Raw genomic sequence first — 17,240 nt, 5'->3', positions numbered from 1 at the left:
ACTGAAGATGGCGTGATCCTTGAGCACCAGCGCGATAATTTCGGGAACAGTCTTGCCCTGAAAGATCCGATGATTGCTGCGGTATTCCAGTCGCTTGAGACTGGGCACCAACTGGATGAAATAGTGGGTGAAGCGCTTGCCGGAATCACCCTGAGCGATTTCGCAGATCTGTCCGTGAAGGCCATTACCGTCGGCGTCGAACCTCAGAAACGCCAGGCGGTGTAACAAGTCCTCCAGTTTGAGATTGGCACGCTCGCTGACCAGCTCTATCCGCACGCTGAACGGTCGGCTGATGGATTCCTTGGCGGTAAAGGCCAGCACTCGCAGGTCATGCTCAAGCCCGGCGATTTCCAGCGTGAACGAGGCGCGATTGGCGGGGTTGAACATGGGCGAGTCCTTGGCCTGAGTAAAAGGCGGGACTTTGCCGACAGCAGCTCGATACGTCAGCCAGCCGATGCAGAGCAGGTTTGTAGGAAGCTTCCGAAACACGAGAAGTCTCCGTTACAGGATTACAGCCTGCCAAGACGTCTCTTATGGATAACCAGGTAGCCAACGCATTGCTTGTTCCCCCAGAAAAAGCGATGCTCCACCGCATAGCAATCGACGGTACTTATAAGAAGGAAACATCATGGCCCTGAACAAGCCAACCCAGGAACTCAAGCGCCACCTGAAAGGGACAGCCGCTAATCTTGAAAGCACTGCCAACGAAATACTCAAGCTTGCCGAACAAATGACTGATGTCGACGTCACGGCCATTCTGCAGTTGGTCAATCGCCTATACGGCGATGCTGACCAGCTCAAAGCCTACGCAGACGAGATCAAAGCCAAGCGGATCGTTCGCGCCAAAGCGCTTTAAGCGTCGCACTGCTCGTGTCTGAATCAGTGATCAATGCAGGGACCTTCAATGCTTCCTTCTACCGTCAGTGCCAGCGCTAACCTGAAGCATCTGCACATGCAGAAATGGCGCGGCCGTGTCGGTATGTCATTGGCGGCCTGTCTTTCGATCCTCGCGGGCATGACCGACGCCATAGGGTTTATGGCAACCGGCGACTACGTCTCTTTCATGAGCGGCAACACCACACGTCTGGCAGTGGCAATCAGCGATGGCGACCTGAACACCACGTCCCGCCTGTTGCTGGCAATCATCACCTTTGTAGCGGGCAACGCACTGGGTGTCATTGTCGCCCGTCTCGCCGGTCGACGCGCCCTGCCCTTGCTGCTGAGTATCGGCATGCTGCTGTGTGCTGCTGCGGCATGGCCGATGGGCTCGCAACTTCTTACAGTGATGGCGGCCATTCTGGCCATGGGCATGCTCAATGCGGCCGTCGAACAGGTTAACGGGCTGCCGGTGGGGCTGACATACGTGACGGGGGCTCTTTCACGTTTCGGGCGTGGCCTGGGCCGCTGGATGCTGGGCGAGCGCCGTGACGGCTGGCGGATACAGTTGGTGCCGTGGGCGGGCATGTGCATGGGCGCCGTCATCGGCGCATTGCTGGAGAACCGCCTGGGAGCCAATGCCCTGCTGATCAGTGGCGCATTTGCCGCATTGCTTGGGCTTTTGACGCTGTTTATCCCCCACCGCTGGCAACGTCGTTATATGCCACGATGAGTCTTCAAACTGTCACCTTTGCGTCATATAGCCTGATTAACATCTGAGGACTTTTCCTACAGGTGAGCGCCCGACATGTCTCCTTCCCACGAAAATCTCGCGCGTCGCATCCACCGTGAACTGCTCGATCACAACGACGAAGAGCTGGAACTCGAACTGGCTGAAGACGAGTACAGCCTCGACAAGCTTTTCGAAAGCGACATCAGTGACAGCGACGAGAAACAGGCCCGCCACCTGTATTTCAGCGAGCTGTTCCGCCTGCAGGGCGAACTGGTCAAGTTACAAAGCTGGGTGGTGAAGACCGGTCACAAAGTAGTGATCCTTTTCGAGGGCCGCGATGCCGCCGGGAAAGGTGGCGTGATCAAGCGTATTACCCAGCGGCTTAACCCTCGGGTCTGCCGTGTCGCCGCGCTGCCCGCGCCCAACGACCGTGAACGCACTCAGTGGTATTTCCAGCGCTACGTTTCACATCTGCCTGCCGCCGGAGAAATCGTTCTGTTCGACCGCAGTTGGTACAACCGTGCCGGTGTCGAAAAGGTCATGGGTTTTTGCGATGACGATCAGTACGAAGAGTTTTTCCGTACCGTCCCCGAGTTCGAACGCATGCTCGCTCGCTCCGGCATACAGCTGATCAAATACTGGTTCTCGATTTCCGATCAGGAACAGCACCTGCGCTTTCTCAGCCGCATCCATGACCCGCTCAAGCAATGGAAGCTCAGCCCAATGGACCTGGAGTCTCGGCGGCGCTGGGAGGATTACACCAAAGCCAAGGAAATCATGCTTGAGCGCACCCACATCGCTGAAGCGCCCTGGTGGGTCGTGCAGGCTGACGACAAGAAGACCGCGCGCCTGAATTGCATTCATCACCTGCTTGGCCAAATGCCCTACGAAGAAGTCGAGCAACCCGCCATTGAGCTGCCTGAACGGCAGCGCCGCGAGGACTACAGCCGTGTGCCAACGCCAAGTGAGCTGATCATCCCGCAGGTCTATTAAGCCGCGCGTCGATGTGAATGCCGGTCAGGCGTTCACATCGGCTACGTTCAGCTTGCGCAATAAATCCCGCTTCTTGCTGCGATGCCCCTGCATGCGAATCAGCAAGTCATCCAGTGTCTTCATGGCATCGAGAATATGCGGTCCTTTATTAAGCATGACGCATTCCGCTCGTACCCCCATCGCCGCATCAGTAATTTCCGCGCGCGTGGCGGCGCCTTTCTTGGCCAGAGATTCCAGCACCTGAGTGGCCCAGATCACCGGCACATGCGCAGCCTCGCAGATACACAGGATTTCTTCCTGTAGCTCCGCCGTGCGCTCGAAGCCGTTCTCCACGGCCAGGTCGCCCCGGGCAATCATCACCCCCAGACGCGGCCTCTGCATGCCTGCCAGCAGCAAGGCTGCCAGGCTTTCGAAGCCGCGACGCGTTTCGATTTTCAGCACCACGCCCAAGTGCTCGGCATCGAGCCGTTGCAAGTGCGCAAGCAGGGACTTGACGTCTTCCGGGCTGTTGACGAACGACATCTCCACGACGTCCGCATGTTGAGCAGCAAACTCAAGGGCACCGATATCTTCCGCCGACAGAGCGCCAAGTTTCAGGTCACTGTCCGGCAGGTTGATACCCTTGTCGCTCTTCAACCTGCTCCCCCCTGGCGCATGGGTGATTCGGACAGACACGGCATCCTCATGCACTGACTGGATGCGTCCACCGATTTTTCCGTCGTCAAACCAGACAGGCTCATTGGCGCGCAGATCCTTGAACACTTCCGGCAACGTGCAACCGATGCGCGCCGGTGTCAGGACCTTACCGGCATTGTCCAGGACAGCGGGATGGCCATAGTCAGCATCTGCACCCAGTAAAAGCACATCACCTTCGTTCAACAAGATACTTTGCTCACGCACCGGGACCGCGGTGACGCGCGACGACTTCTTGCGACCGCGATGCTTTTTCAGCTGCAATTCGACGCCCGGGATCACATAGGCAGTCTTACGTAACTCAGCCCGACAGCCTTGGTCGGTGACCTCCACGATTAACAACGAACGCGCTGAATCCCTTGCATCCCTAAACTCGAGCTGGTCATCGGCCTGCAGCTGTTCAAGCCACGGGGTTGGTAATTGAAAGCAATACTCAGCGTTCGGGCAGGCTTGAAGATCTGCTACCAGCCAGACACTGGCGGCCGTGACTACGCGTCCGAAATCATCTTTACGGGGGCGGATTTTCAACACAGCCGGACCAGGCTGTATCCGGCCGGTGCGCAATTTCGGACCCGCCAAATCCATCATTACCTGACAGGGTTTGCCCGCTTTGGCAGCTGCACTTCGGGCGTGCCTGATCATTTTCAGCCATGCATCAGGTTCGTCGTGGGCACAGTTGATACGCTGGCAATCCATGCCAGCCTCGATCAGATCACTCACCAGCTGCGGATTTGTCGCGGCTTCCTGCGGCATTGTCACCATGATACGGACGCCCCTCTCCGGCTGCGGACCGCCAAATAGCTGATCTGCGTGGAGTTCCAAAAGCGCACTTCCCACACCCGCCTCTAATGTACCTGCGGTCTCATGCAGCTGCGCTCCGGGGAGTAACCGCTGCATGACATCAATGACTCTGTCGACCGATGAAAGCGCATTCGCTTCACAGCGTCCCAGAGAGGACAGCCCGAGATCTGCCAGCTGCCTTTGTAGAGGACGAATATCGTGGCGACGCAGCGCGAGGTAGCCCAGCAGGTTGCGTGCACTGTCCTGATAATCAGGATGCACGGCCATGGCTTCGATCGGCGTCCGGGCCGCTGCCTCCATCTTGATGCGCAAAAAAGACAGACGCTTGAGAGCAGCGCGTATCTGCTGCTCATCTAATACGTTGAAGTCGGCTTCTATTATTGTCATGGCGGGTGCTCACCGGGAATGAGGGGCCATTGCGGTCCGTCAGACAAGCACCGGGAGCCGAGCAATGTGTGGACTTCGAGGCTAAAGCCCGGTTGTGACAATATTCTTACCCGGAGCGGCCAGTAGATAGACGGCGCTCCCAAGGCCGGAAAAATAGATTGGACGCTAACGATTTTCATCCTTAACCTTGCCAGCCTGTTTGTGCGCAACGGGTCTGGCCTGAATGTTTGCTGTTCTCAACGTATTGCTGCCGATTTTTGCCTTGATCCTGCTGGGGTTCATCTGCCGTCGTACAAATCGTCTGGGGCCCAACGCTGCATCGGAAATCAACCGGATGGTGGTCTGGCTGTGTTTGCCAGCACTGCTGTTCAGCGTGACGGCAACCTCCACCTGGGAACAGATCTGGCACCCGGGTTTTGTTATCGGTTTCACGTTGAGCACCTTGTCGGTATTCGTCATCACGCTGCTGCTGCGCTGGAAAAAAGGCACTAACCTGGCCGACGCCAGTATCGACGCGCTCGGTGGTTCCTATGCCAATGCCGGTTATATCGGCATTCCTCTGTGCGTAATGGTGCTCGGCCAGGAAGGACTGGAACCGGCGCTGGTCGGGGCGCTTCTGGTGGTATGCGTATTATTTGGCCTGGCGCTGGTCTGCGTGGAAGTCGGGCTGCAAACCGAACGCAGGCCGCACCGTATTGCCTTCAAAGTATTCCTGGCGCTGGCGAAAAACCCTCTTGTGGTGTCTCCGCTCCTTGGCGCGTTATGGGCCAGCACCGGCGCGCCGCTTCCCGGTGCCCTGGAAAAACTGCTCAGCCTCTTGGGTGCGGCGACCAGCCCCTGCGCACTAGTCGCGCTTGGCTTGTTCCTCGCCGAAAAACAGCAAGGCACACGCGAGGGGACATCGCTACTGGTTCTGATCAAGCTGATCGGCCACCCGCTGCTGACCTGGGTGCTGGTGTTTCATGTCTTCGACGTGCCGCTCTTGTGGGCCAATGCCGCCCTGCTGCTTAGTGCACTGCCCACCGGCACTGGCCCGTTCATGCTGGCCGAGTATTACAAGCGCGAGGCGTCACTGGTCTCCAGCACAATTCTGGTTTCGACCCTCGGCTCGCTGGTGACGCTGTCGATCTGCCTGTACCTGATCAGCCATCCGGCTTGACGTCGCTGCCCGTCCGGCATCGATAACGTTTAACATGTCGCGCCCTTTCGCCACTGATCGCCTGTCATGACCCCAGAAGCACTCGCCATCCTTAACCAGCATCTGCTTGATGCCCTGCAAACCGCGCCCGATGAAACCCGGCGTTTGTTTCATGGCCGGGGCCGCGTCTGGCCAGGACTTGAGCAGCTCACCGTCGACTGGATGCAGGGCGTGGTCCTGGTTTCGCTGTTCCGCGAGCCTGCAAAGCCCGAACTGGACGCGCTGACCGAATTGCTGCTGGAACTGACCCGCACGCCGCAATGGCTGAATAGCAAGGCACACACCTTGTTGTTGCAACACCGCTACTTGCCGGAAAGCACCACCGAGTGGCTGCTGGGGGAACGAGTGGAAGAATGGCAGATCACTGAAAGCGGTCTGCACTTCAAGGTCGATCTGGGCAGGAAGCAGAACTGCGGGCTGTTTCTGGACATGCGTTACGGGCGCGACTGGGTGCGTGCTAACGCGCAGGGCAAACGGATATTGAATCTGTTCGCCTACACCTGTGGCTTTTCCGTCGCGGCCATCGCAGGCGGCGCTGAACACGTGGTCAACCTGGACATGTCCCGGGCGGCACTCACCCGCGGCCGCGAGAACCATCGCCTCAATCAGCATGACCTGCGCAACGTCAGCTTTCTGGATCATGAGCTGTTCAAGTCCTGGGGAAAGGTCAAAAAATCCGGGCCTTATGACCTCGTTATTATTGATCCGCCCTCCTTCCAGCGCGGCAGCTTCCTGCTCGACAAGGATTACCAGAAAGTGCTGCGGCGTATGCCGGAGCTGCTAGTGCCGGGAGGTCAGGTGCTGGCCTGCATGAATGAACCAAGCCTGGGCTCCAGTTTCCTGATAAACCACACCGCCATCGAATCTCCGGCCCTCCGCTTCGAGCAACGCCTGGCGAACCCGCCGGAGTTCCCCGACGCCGAAGCCGAAGGCGGACTCAAGGCATTGCTCTTTACTGATACATCGCAAGCCGCAGCGGATATAACATAACACCAATAGTTAGTAAGCTTTGCAACTTTAAACTTAACCAAGTGGATCCAATTAATATTTAATGGCGTCAAATAAACCACTTCTTGAAGCCCTTAAAGTTTCAGTTATAAACGCCGATGGACTTGAATAACCCGCCCTGTGCAAACAACAAAACTTTTTTACACAGGTGATGGTTTTTTCACATTGTGGCGACTACATTGATGGCAAGTCGCCATGAGATAGATCAGTTGAATCTCAGCTATCGCAGTGTGGCGATTCGAGGTATCTCGGCATGAAAACAAGAAATATAAAACTGACCACCAGAGCCCTGTTCAGCTTCGGCATCATCTGTTCATTATTGATCGGCCTTGGCGTTGCCTCGCTGCTCAAAATGGACGACATCCATGACTCCGCATCCGACCTGCAAAATAACTGGCTGCCCAGCGTCAGACAGGCTGGCAGGATAGAGACCGCCATGCTTCTGTATCGCCTGGACGCGAGGCGTTTTGTCATGGATGACGCACGCCAGGGCGAAGCATCGATCAAGAAAATCAATCAACTTAAAGCCAACTTGAGCACCGCCACTCAAGACTATGCACCGATGGTCGGTGGCGCTGACGAGAAAGAGCTGTTCAATAAAGTCTCGGCCAACGTCAGTTCCTACCAAAGCAAAATCGACGAACTGATGGAGCTGAGTAAAACCCGCACCTACCAGGAAATGGCGGTATTCATACAAGACACTTCCAAGCCTCAGGCCGTGGCACTGCAAAACTCGATCGAGGAGTTGATTGCCATTAATGAGAAAGGTGCAGATCAGTCTGGCGCCATCGCGGATGGAAGTTTTACCAGCGGGCGCTACATATCAATGATATTCATTGTTATCGCCGTGCTTGTAACGATAGTTGTAGCGGTGGCGTTTACCCGAAGTATTACCCAGCCTATTCAAACCTTGTTGATCACCACCCGCAAGATTGCCGACGGCGACTTACGCACGACGGTCGAAATCAGCGGCGCAGATGAAATGACCGAGCTGCAGACTGCCACGGCAACGATGCTCGCGAGTCTCAAAGGCACGATCCAGCACATATCGGACTCATCAGGACAACTCGCCTCCGCTGCCGAGGAAATGAGCTCGATCACCAAAGAATCCAATGCCGGTATCCAGCGTCAGAGTATGGAAACCGAACAGGCAGCCACGGCCGTTAACGAGATGACCGCTGCTGTCGAAGAGGTCGCACGCAATGCGGTTGCTGCCTCTCAATCAACCCAGGCATCAGAACGCTCGGCCCGAACCGGGCAGGAACGCGTCAGCCAGACCATCGCCTCGCTGGAAAAACTCAGCACCACGGTCGAGCGCACCGGCGTTGAAGTCGAAGGCCTGGCCAACCAGGCACAGCATATTGCCAAGGTGCTGGACGTGATTGGCTCCATCGCCGAACAAACCAACCTGCTCGCCTTGAACGCCGCCATCGAAGCAGCACGCGCCGGTGAACAAGGTCGCGGGTTTGCCGTGGTGGCCGACGAAGTCCGCGCACTGGCCCACAGGACCCAGACGTCTACCCGGGAAATCGAGCAGATGATTCAGGGCATCCAGAAAGACTCGACGCTGGCGGTGCAGTCGATGAAACAAAGCACGCTTGAAGCCGGGTCGACATTGCAGATTGCCCATGAGGCCGGTATCGCGATCAAGGAAATCACCTCTGCAATCTCCGACATTAATGAGAGAAACATGCTGATTGCCACGGCGTCAGAGCAGCAGGCGCAAGTCGCGCGCTCGGTTGACCAGAACCTGGTGAGCATCCGCGATCTATCTTCACAAAGCTCATCAGCGGCCAGCCAGACCTCATTGGCCAGTAATGAGCTGTCGCAACTGGCCGTAGGCCTTAATCGTCTGGTAGCGAGGTTCTCGGTGTAGCAACCGCGGGAAAAGCCCGATCAGCTCCGAATGCGCTGATCGTGAAATTCAGCCATAACAAAAGCGAGTCATTATCGTGCTGAAACATATCTCTGTGACCGAGCTGCGGCTTGGCATGTACGTACACGAATTCTGCGGCTCAGGGATAGAGCAGTCATTCTGGAAACACGGATTCATGCTCTCGAACGAGCATGACTTACAACGCATCCTTGATGCCAGAGTCGCTGAACTCTGGATTGATGACAGCCGAGGCGCCAGCCCGATACCCGCCACCTCGCTGCAACCAGACCCAACGCTGCCCACCAGCCTGCGGACCATCGCCAGCCGACCGATTCCGCACCGTGTTGCACTCAATCAGGAAATCTCCAGGTCGCTCAAGCTTTGCGCTCACTCCAGGGCGGCAGTCGAGAAGATGTTCAGCGATTTGCGCATGGGCCGGGTCATTGAGATGGAGCAGGTCAGCGAACTGGTCGAGGAAATCTCCGACTCGATTTCTCGACATCCTGACGCTTTGATTAGCCTCGCCCGCCTGAAAACCTGCGATGAATACACCTACATGCACTCGGTCGCGGTCTGCGCACTAATGATCGCCCTCGCCCGCCAGCTTGGGCTGCCGCCTGCACTGGTTCACGAGGCGGGTATCGCAGGCCTGATGCATGACATTGGCAAAGTGGTGATCCCGTTGACCATCCTGAACAAGCCAGGCGCGCTCAGCGATGAGGAATTCATGACCATGCGCAGCCACTCCGAGTGTGGCGCCAATATGTTGATGCAGAGCCAGCATTTCAGCTCGCGCGTCATGGACGTCTGCCTGCATCACCATGAAAAGATCGATGGCACGGGTTACCCGCACAGACTGGCTGGCAGCCAGATCAGCCTGTTCGCCCGGATGGGCGCGGTATGCGATGTCTATGACGCCGTCACCTCGGACCGCCCCTACAAAGAAGCCTGGGGGCCTGCCGAAGCCATTCACCGCATGGCCCAATGGCAAGGTCACTTTGATGAAAAAGTCTTCCAGGCGTTCGTCAAATGCGTCGGCATTTATCCGGTCGGCGCGCTGGTTCGCCTGCAAAGCGGAAGAATTGGCGTGGTCACCGAGCAGCATGAGAAGTCGTTGCTCACACCCAAGGTCCGGGTGTTCTTTTGCGCCAACAACCATGAGTACATCGCGCAGACCACCGTCAACCTCGCGGCGTTAGTGGGTCAGGACCGCATCGTGGGCCGTGAATCAGCGAAGGAATGGGGATTCAGCAATCTGGACGAACTGTGGTTAGAGACGAGCGTGAGGACTCAGTCGAGTTGTGGCTAGCGCACAGAACTTGTAGGCGCTGACAATTGCCCTGTTGGAGCGAGGCTTGCCCGCAAATCATTCGCGGGCAAGCCTCGCTCCAACAGACAGTGCAGTCTTATGAAAGCGGTGCTTAGACTTACATCAGAACTTGAACGCCTGACGTCCGATCAGCAGCCATTTCCCGCCCTGCTTCTGCCAGATCTGGAAATTCTCGATTTCGGTAGGGACAACCTTGCCACTGTTCACTGCATCGGCGGAAAAGTGGTTGCGAACCAGCGCGGTATCACCCGACAGGGTGACGTGCTGCTTCTGCATCTCAAGCCTGTTGAAAGCGCTCTTGCCGGTTTCGATATCGGCAATAAAAGCTTTCTTGTCCTGGATGTTTCCGCTGGAGTGCCCGTAAGTGAGGTTCTCAGCGGTCAACGCCTGCAGTTGCGCAATATCTTTGTGCCACATGGCTTGGGTAAGTTGATCGACAGCCTTTTCTACATCAGCCTGATCCGACGCCTGGGCAGTTGCAATGTAGCCACTGAACAGGCAGAGAAATGCAGCGAGCAGTTTGAAACTCTTGGTCATGGTTGTTCCTTGTTATTGTTTATTGGTGACGCGTACAAGATCGAATTATCTTATACGACGTCTTACAACATAGCTTATTTATCAAGCCAGGCAAACGTGATTTTCAAGCCTGAGGTTTTAGTCGATTAAACCCATACTTATATGTGGTTATTAAGCAGTCGCTTTTTTAAAAACCTCGGGACCTGAAACGCAAAAACCCGGCAATGCCATTAAGGCAGTGCCGGGTTTCTGGTTCGGGTTTCAAGTGGCCATTGCTGACCGCTTCACCCGGTACCTCTGAAGATAAGGCGTGTTACAGCGCCATATCAGCAGCAGGGTTGCTTGGCTGCGGCTTGGCCGGTTTGGCCGGTGCAGCGCTGGCAGCAGGATACGCCGCAGGGTCGATTACCGGCGGCTTGGTCAGCTGCAGGACTTCAGCAGTGTAATCCCACGACTGCTGAACGCGCTCAGGCGAGCCATTCAGCTTGGTGCCGTAGCTCGGAACGATCTGGCGCATACGGGCTTGCCACTCTGGAGTAGCAACCTTGTCCTTGAAAGCCTTCTCAAGCACGTCGATCATGATCGGAGGAGCAGTCGATGCACCTGGGGAAGCGCCCAGCAGGCCTGCAATAGAGCGGTCCTGAGAGAAAACAACCTCGGTACCCAGCTTCAACACACCGCCTTTTTCAGCATCGCGCTTGATGATCTGCACGCGCTGACCGGCTTGCCACAAGCGCCAGTCTTCTTTCTTGGCGTGTGGGAAGTACTCTTTCAGTGCGTTGAAGCGATCGTCATCCGACATCATCAACTGACCAGCCAGATACTCGATCAGCGGATACTGCTCAACACCAACCTTGGTCATCGGCCACACGTTATGAGTCGTGGTGGTCGACAGCAGGTCGAGGTAAGAGCCTTCCTTGAGGAACTTGGTGGAGAAGGTCGCGAATGGTCCAAACAGGATCATGCGCTTGCCGTCCAGCACACGGGTGTCCAGGTGCGGCACGGACATGGGTGGCGCGCCAGTCGAGGCGATACCATAGGCCTTGGCCATGTGCTGAAGAGCGAGGTCTTGATTCTCGGTCACCAGGAACGAACCACCGACCGGGAAGCCGCCGTATTCGCGAGCCTCTGGGATGTCAGCTTTTTGCAGCAGCTTCAACGCACCGCCACCCGCACCGACAAACACGAATTTCGCATCTGTGCCGTGAGTGGTGCCGTCTTTCAGATTTTTGTACTCGACGTGCCAGCTGCCGTCCTTGTTACGCGTAATCGCGTTGACTTCGCTCGACAACTTCAGGTCGAAGTTGGGCTTGGTCTGCAGATTGGCAACGTATTGACGAGTCACTTCGCCCCAGTTCGCATCGGTACCGAGCGGCGACCAGGTGGCAGCGATTTTCTGGCTTGGATCACGGCCTTCCATCATCAGTGGAACCCACTGCTTGATTTGTGCCTGATCTTCGCTGTACTGCATGCCGGCGAACAGTGGGCTGGTTTTCAGCGCCTCGTAGCGGGCCTTGAGGAATTTGACGTTATCGTCACCCCACATGAAGCTCATGTGCGGGGTAGAGTTGATGAACGAATGCGGATTCTTCAAAACGCCGTTCTTGACCTGCCACGCCATGAACTGACGGGTGACCTGGAACGCTTCGTTGATCTCGATGGCCTTGGCGATCTCGATCTTGCCGTCTTTACCGTACGGGGTGTAGTTCGACTCGGCCAGGGCAGAGTGACCGGTACCGGCATTGTTCCAGCCGTTGGAGCTTTCTTCGGCAACCTTGTCGAGACGCTCGACCATTTCCATGGTCCAGGTCGGCTCCAGCTCGTTGAGCCATGTGCCGAGCGTGGCGCTCATGATGCCGCCGCCGATCAACAACACATCGACTTTCTTGGCTTCTTCTGCATGCAAAGGCGTAAGTCCCATCGACAGCGCCAGGCCCAGAAGGGCTGTGTTCACTTTTTTTAACATACTGTGATTTCCAGGATAGAACGTCATCCCTCCGTCAATCTACGCATCTGATACCGGTTACACGCATGCGACGTGGCATCGTGAACATCGGCAATCGGCAGGACCGACGGCTGGACATACAAGGCTGATTTACTGCTATCAACCTCACTCTCTTGTCTCTCCTGAGCTGACTTCTTGTTTGCCATTGTTTTCAGCTGCTGAGTGACATTGAATCTCTTGGTACATCGTCGGAATAAACAGCCCCGACAACCTTGTTACAACCAGCACCCAGGCCTTTCACGGAACAACATCTGATATTTGTCACACCAGAAGATCATGCGATGTTAAGCACATATGTACACGTGTTTCGGGAACCGCGAACGGTAATTGTAATCGGATACAGGTTGCGGAGCGAACTTTTACCGATAATCAAACGTGCGTATTAATCAATAGTGTCATTGGACGCTGGTCTTTGACGCGCATCAACAAGGGCTTTGGCTTGTCGCGTCAGTTGATCCAGATGCCGATCACGCTGTTTCTCAGCCTCTATCATCGGCCGTTTTCCGTGCTGCTGAAGTAGATATGCATGAATTTGCCGAATCTCCAGCGAATTGTAGATCGGCGCAACGTCCAGCACTGCCACCAACCCCTCAGTGCCGTGATCCCACGTGTTCATCAGGACCTGTGGACCGCGCGCGGCCAGAACCTGAAACCCCATTGCTTCGAAGCGCGGCACGGCGGCGGCGCGACAGGCAAGTTCGGCGTGCGGGTAGCGTCCGGTCATCTCCTTGAGCATGCCGCGCGCCACGCCTTTGCGGCGCTGGCTGGCTTGCACGGCCATAAACGCTACCGCGCACGCATCCGGATCATCCTTGACGGGCAAATACAGCAGAAAGCCGATAACGGTGTCCGGCTCATCAGCGTCCAGCGCGACGATCAATTCCACAGGGATCCCTTTGGACCCGTCCATGGCCTCGATATAAAGGTGAACCTCGAAGCCGACGCCATATTGATAGAGGCTGTACAACGGATTGCTGGGCGCGATGTTGACCATGCTGATGTCAGTGATGTAATCCACCACCATCTGCATGATCTGGCTTTTGATGGACTCGGGTGGCGGGTTTTCAAAGCGGGTAACGGTGAACATCGGGGTAGCGGCTCCAGACTTCAGGTCATCCCCGGACCGACGTCATCGGTCCGAGGTGGCGCCATCATACCCGCTATTGGTATCAGAACAGAGCGCGCAACGCCGCACTGCTCTGTAGCGGTCAAAGGCACTGAATAGACGCGATTTTCATGTGGGAGCGGTGCTTGCCCGCGATAGAGGCGACGCGTTCTGAAGTACAAACCGCGGTGTTCTTATCGTCGGAATGCCGCCCAGACCAAGCACCGCTCCCACATGAAATCGAGTTTGATCCGCGATAACGGTGTGCCAAGGACAGTTCCCCAATGCCCATTTGCCTCACCGGTAAAGACTGCTTTAATCAGCCGACTGACCGAAGAAGGAGCGAACAGATGGAGCGTCTTACCGCGAAAGATTTTTCCCCGGAACTGCTTGAGTTGTACGACTACTACGCCCACGGCAAGATCAACAGACGTGAATTTCTTGATCGCGCCGCTGCCTTCACCGTATTCGGCCTGACGGCCAGCGCAGTACTCGCCTCGTTAAGCCCCAACTACGCGCTGGCCCAGCAGGTGGAATTCACCGACCCGGATATCGTCGCCGAATACGTCACCTACCCATCGCCCAAAGGTCACGGGCAGGTCCGCGCTTATCTGGTGCGCCCGGCAAAGGCCACCGGTAAGCTACCTGCAGTGGTTGTTGCACATGAAAATCGCGGGCTCAACCCCTATATCGAAGACGTCGCTCGCCGCGTGGCGAAAGCCGGTTTCATTGCCCTCGCCCCCGATGGCCTGACCTCAGTGGGCGGCTACCCGGGTAACGATGACAAAGGTCGCGAGCTGCAGCAGACCGTTAACCCGGAAAAACTGATGAACGACTTCTTCGCTGCCATCGAGTGGATGATGAAGCACGACGCGTCCACCGGCAAAGTCGGCATCACCGGCTTCTGTTATGGCGGCGGTGTTGCCAACGCGGCAGCCGTTGCATACCCCGAACTGGCTGCCGCCGTCCCCTTCTACGGACGTCAGGCCAACACCGCAGACGTGCCACGAATCAAGGCACCGCTATTGATCCACTACGGCGAACTGGACACCCGCATCAATGAAGGCGCAGCGGCTTATGAGCAGGCATTGAAAGCGGCTGGCAAAACGTATCAGGCATACGTTTATCCGGGGGCCAACCATGGTTTCCATAATGACTCCACTCCGCGCTACGACGAAGCGGCCGCCAAACTGGCCTGGGACCGGACGCTGGAGTGGTTTAACAAATACCTGGTTTGAGATAAATCGCTGTAGTCAGTCGGTCGATCTCCGGCTTGAATGCCTGGGAATCTGGCCGACTGCCAGCCAGTCAGAATGACAGCAGACCGCAGTGTCAGTAATAACGGTCTTCAGCCTTCAAAATTCCGATGCGTCTGATCGTCCACAGCGAGATCAATAGCGTCAGCAACGCTAGCGATAAGCAGCCAGTCATGATGAAAAAACCAGGCCTATGACTGTTGAGCTTGCCTGAAAAAGAGTTTTTCGACGGGAACCAGCGCGAGTACAGAACCGGCACCGTCTGCCCCACCTCATACGATTCGCTCTTCTCGGGCCAGTCACGAACGTAAGCGTCATCATGGGTTTGCTCGTTCTGATCGACGTACCGGTAGTGGATCAGCTTCATGTCGGAGGTTCTCGAAATGTCCTCCACTTGCGTCACGGTCGCGTTGACTTCAACCGCGCCTGTCTTGATCGCGCCGTAAATCAAACCGCTGCTTCGCGCCATGGCGGCGAGCACCAACATCACGCAACAAGCGATGATCAACAGAATGACCCGATTGTAGAGATGGTCTTTTTCAGCCTCACGCGGGTAATACATTTAACGGTCCTTCGTATAGAAACAGTGATGGGTCAGACAGCGGACGGCACCGTAACAGCGGGCAGAATCCGTGTCAAAAAGCCATCAATGCAGCAGGCATCTGACGAGAGCCCGGCCCTTCTGCGTTGCGAAAAAAGCAACAGAGCTATCACCCCATGAGGATTGATAGCGCCCCCTGTGCCTGCCCATACTCGGTCGACCCCAAAAAGGAGAAGGTCATGGATTCCCTTTGGCAGCGCCTGCAGGATCAAGCCCGACAGTTGGCTGATCGCAATCCCGTATTGAGCCAATATGTGCAGCAAGGGATTGTGTCGCAGCCCTCCTTCGAAACAGCGCTGGCAGCGAATCTTGCCCGGCAGCTCAAAGGCCAGGCCAACAATGCCGACCTGACGAACTGGTTCACCGACATCATTCGCGCCCATCCCGATATCGCATCAGCCGCAGCGGCAGACATCAATCATCTGGTGATCGTCAATCCGGCCTGCCCCGATCACCTGACCGCATTTCTGACTTTCCGGGGTATCCAGGCGGTGCAGGCCTATCGTATCGGCCACGCCTTGTGGAATGAAGGTGATATCCAGAGCGCAGTGCTGGTCCAGAACTGGGCAGCCAACACCTGGAGCATTGATATTCACCCGGCGGCCAGATTAGGCAAAGCGCTGTTCGTGGATCACGGCATCGGCCTGGTCATTGGCGAGACTGCTGTGGTTGAAGACGAAGTCAGCCTCTGGCATGGCGTAACACTGGGCAGCACGCTCGCGGAAGTTGGCGACCGTCATCCCAAGATCCGCCGAGGCGCATTGCTCTGTGCGGGTGCCACCGTACTGGGCAACATAGAAGTCGGCGCCAAGGCCATCGTGGCTGCCAATGCCGTGGTGCTCAAGCCGGTACCCGCGGGCGCAGTAGTCGCGGGCACACCGGCGAAAATCGTCGGTAGCGCACCGCATTCGCTGGCGACCCTGACCTCGAAAACCATCACCGAACGGGAGCAATGATCATGGCCGCAGCCGCTCAATCCCCACAGGGCATTGACCACCCGCTGGTTACCGTACGCAATCACCCGCAAGCCCTGGAGCTGTACCGCAAGATGGGTTTTGCCCCCTCGCCCGTCAGTTATCACCCATGGGGCACTGTCACCACGTTAGTAATGTTCCCGAGCAACTTTATCGAGATCATCGCCGTGGATGACGCCTCGAAATTTGGTACCAATTCGGTGAACGGCTTCTGCTTCGGTCGCCAGTTGGGCACGTTTATTGATCGCGGCGAAGAAGGTGTTTCGCTGGTGGCGCTGCACAGCAAGGACGCAGATGCCGACTACTCACGGCTGACAAAAGCGGGTCTGGCGAGCCAGGGTCGCATCGACTTCCGACGCAAGATGACCTTGCCCGACGGCAGCCCGGATGAAGCCGTAGTGTCCCTAGGGCTGTTCATGGACGAAAAGCATCCTGACGTGTCCAACTTCATCTGCCATCAACACCGCCCGGAATTGATCTGGGTACCGGAATGGCAAAATCATCCCAACGGTGCCGATGGCATCCTTGCAGTGACTTACCTCGCAGACCCTGCGCAACTGGAGCCCCGCTGGAAGGCACTGTATGGCGATGCCGTGCGCTACAACGGCGATGTGCTGGAGGCTGACACCGGCTGTGGCGTATTGCGCGCCATGTCGCTGAGCACGGCTAAAACCGAGTTTGCCGGGGTCAACCTGCCTGAAGCCGCGAACGAGCGACCCCACGCGATTGCCCTGCGGATCAATAGCAAAAATCTGCACGCCGCGCGGGCGATTATCGAGAGCAATCAGGTGCCCCATCATGCTGACTCAACACGCCTGCTGATTGAGCCATCGGCCGCCGGAAACGTGATTCTGGAGCTGGTTCAGACACGTTGAGGGCCGTGTAAGC

16 protein-coding genes and 1 pseudogene are annotated in these 17,240 nt (G+C 56.6%); 11 read left to right on the top strand and 6 right to left on the bottom strand.

Annotated elements, in window-relative coordinates:
- Positions 1-489: contractile injection system protein, VgrG/Pvc8 family (locus AUC61_RS17460; RefSeq protein ID WP_340163299.1), on the bottom strand; the 489-nt coding region annotated here is incomplete at its 3' end.
- A 139-nt stretch (positions 490-628) separates the two neighbouring features.
- Between AUC61_RS17460 and AUC61_RS17455 the strand changes: the two genes are divergently transcribed.
- From AUC61_RS17455 to ppk2, 3 genes are all read left to right on the top strand, one after another.
- Positions 629-856 (top strand): hypothetical protein, encoded by a 228-nt coding sequence (locus AUC61_RS17455; protein WP_122663666.1) that lies wholly within the window; start codon positions 629-631, stop codon positions 854-856.
- Between the two features lie 48 nt (positions 857-904).
- On the top strand, positions 905-1,609 hold the full coding sequence (locus AUC61_RS17450) for a YoaK family protein (protein WP_122663667.1): 705 nt from the start codon (positions 905-907) through the stop codon (positions 1,607-1,609).
- Positions 1,610-1,684: 75 nt separating this feature from the next.
- Complete coding sequence (ppk2, locus tag AUC61_RS17445; RefSeq protein WP_122663668.1) at positions 1,685-2,602, top strand: polyphosphate kinase 2; 918 nt, start codon at positions 1,685-1,687, stop codon at positions 2,600-2,602.
- Positions 2,603-2,626: 24 nt separating this feature from the next.
- Here ppk2 and AUC61_RS17440 read toward each other — a convergent pair whose 3' ends face one another.
- On the bottom strand, positions 2,627-4,483 hold the full coding sequence (locus AUC61_RS17440; RefSeq protein WP_243247437.1) for a pyruvate kinase: 1,857 nt from the start codon (positions 4,481-4,483) through the stop codon (positions 2,627-2,629).
- A 223-nt stretch (positions 4,484-4,706) separates the two neighbouring features.
- Here AUC61_RS17440 and AUC61_RS17435 point away from each other — a divergent pair, with 223 nt between their 5' ends.
- From AUC61_RS17435 to AUC61_RS17420, 5 genes and pseudogenes are all read left to right on the top strand, one after another.
- Positions 4,707-5,642 carry an AEC family transporter gene (locus AUC61_RS17435; RefSeq protein WP_243247436.1) on the top strand — a complete coding sequence of 312 codons (936 nt, stop codon included), beginning with the start codon at positions 4,707-4,709 and terminating at the stop codon, positions 5,640-5,642.
- Positions 5,643-5,708: 66 nt separating this feature from the next.
- Positions 5,709-6,671 (top strand): class I SAM-dependent methyltransferase, encoded by a 963-nt coding sequence (locus AUC61_RS17430; RefSeq protein WP_243247435.1) that lies wholly within the window; start codon positions 5,709-5,711, stop codon positions 6,669-6,671.
- 271 nt (positions 6,672-6,942) lie between these two features.
- Positions 6,943-7,416, top strand: a pseudogene (locus AUC61_RS26655) (MCP four helix bundle domain-containing protein); the annotation flags it as partial.
- A gap of 99 nt (positions 7,417-7,515) precedes the next feature.
- Positions 7,516-8,565 carry a methyl-accepting chemotaxis protein gene (locus tag AUC61_RS26650; protein ID WP_422765461.1) on the top strand — a complete coding sequence of 350 codons (1,050 nt, stop codon included), beginning with the start codon at positions 7,516-7,518 and terminating at the stop codon, positions 8,563-8,565.
- A gap of 76 nt (positions 8,566-8,641) precedes the next feature.
- A complete protein-coding gene (locus tag AUC61_RS17420; RefSeq protein WP_243247433.1) occupies positions 8,642-9,874 on the top strand; it encodes a cyclic di-GMP phosphodiesterase in 1,233 nt (410 codons plus the stop codon).
- A gap of 123 nt (positions 9,875-9,997) precedes the next feature.
- On the opposite strand, the gene AUC61_RS17415 is transcribed toward AUC61_RS17420, so the two are convergent.
- From AUC61_RS17415 to AUC61_RS17405, 3 genes are all read right to left on the bottom strand, one after another.
- Positions 9,998-10,432 carry a nuclear transport factor 2 family protein gene (locus AUC61_RS17415; RefSeq protein WP_243247432.1) on the bottom strand — a complete coding sequence of 145 codons (435 nt, stop codon included), beginning with the start codon at positions 10,430-10,432 and terminating at the stop codon, positions 9,998-10,000.
- 292 nt (positions 10,433-10,724) lie between these two features.
- Positions 10,725-12,377, bottom strand: a complete 1,653-nt coding sequence (gene mqo, locus AUC61_RS17410; protein ID WP_243247431.1) for a malate dehydrogenase (quinone) — start codon at positions 12,375-12,377, stop codon at positions 10,725-10,727.
- A gap of 421 nt (positions 12,378-12,798) precedes the next feature.
- The gene (locus tag AUC61_RS17405) at positions 12,799-13,503 is read right to left on the bottom strand and encodes a GNAT family N-acetyltransferase (RefSeq protein WP_243247430.1); all 705 of its coding nucleotides are present in this window, start codon (positions 13,501-13,503) and stop codon (positions 12,799-12,801) included.
- 368 nt (positions 13,504-13,871) lie between these two features.
- Here AUC61_RS17405 and yghX point away from each other — a divergent pair, with 368 nt between their 5' ends.
- On the top strand, positions 13,872-14,759 hold the full coding sequence (gene yghX / locus AUC61_RS17400) for a YghX family hydrolase (RefSeq protein ID WP_243247429.1): 888 nt from the start codon (positions 13,872-13,874) through the stop codon (positions 14,757-14,759).
- A 94-nt stretch (positions 14,760-14,853) separates the two neighbouring features.
- Here yghX and AUC61_RS17395 read toward each other — a convergent pair whose 3' ends face one another.
- On the bottom strand, positions 14,854-15,339 hold the full coding sequence (locus AUC61_RS17395) for a DUF3592 domain-containing protein (protein WP_243247428.1): 486 nt from the start codon (positions 15,337-15,339) through the stop codon (positions 14,854-14,856).
- 218 nt (positions 15,340-15,557) lie between these two features.
- Between AUC61_RS17395 and epsC the strand changes: the two genes are divergently transcribed.
- Both epsC and AUC61_RS17385 read left to right on the top strand, forming a co-directional pair.
- Positions 15,558-16,334 carry a serine O-acetyltransferase EpsC gene (epsC, locus tag AUC61_RS17390; RefSeq protein ID WP_243247427.1) on the top strand — a complete coding sequence of 259 codons (777 nt, stop codon included), beginning with the start codon at positions 15,558-15,560 and terminating at the stop codon, positions 16,332-16,334.
- Between the two features lie 2 nt (positions 16,335-16,336).
- Positions 16,337-17,227: a VOC family protein gene (locus AUC61_RS17385; protein WP_243247426.1), complete on the top strand. Its 891-nt coding sequence runs from the start codon at positions 16,337-16,339 to the stop codon at positions 17,225-17,227.
- The last annotated feature ends 13 nt before the right edge of the window (positions 17,228-17,240 follow it).

The sequence above is a fragment of the Pseudomonas maioricensis genome (assembly GCF_022790535.1).
Classification (GTDB): Bacteria; Pseudomonadota; Gammaproteobacteria; order Pseudomonadales; family Pseudomonadaceae; genus Aquipseudomonas; species Aquipseudomonas maioricensis.
The sequence above is the reverse complement of the archived record's forward strand: the minus strand, read 5'-3'. Positions and strand labels throughout refer to the sequence as shown.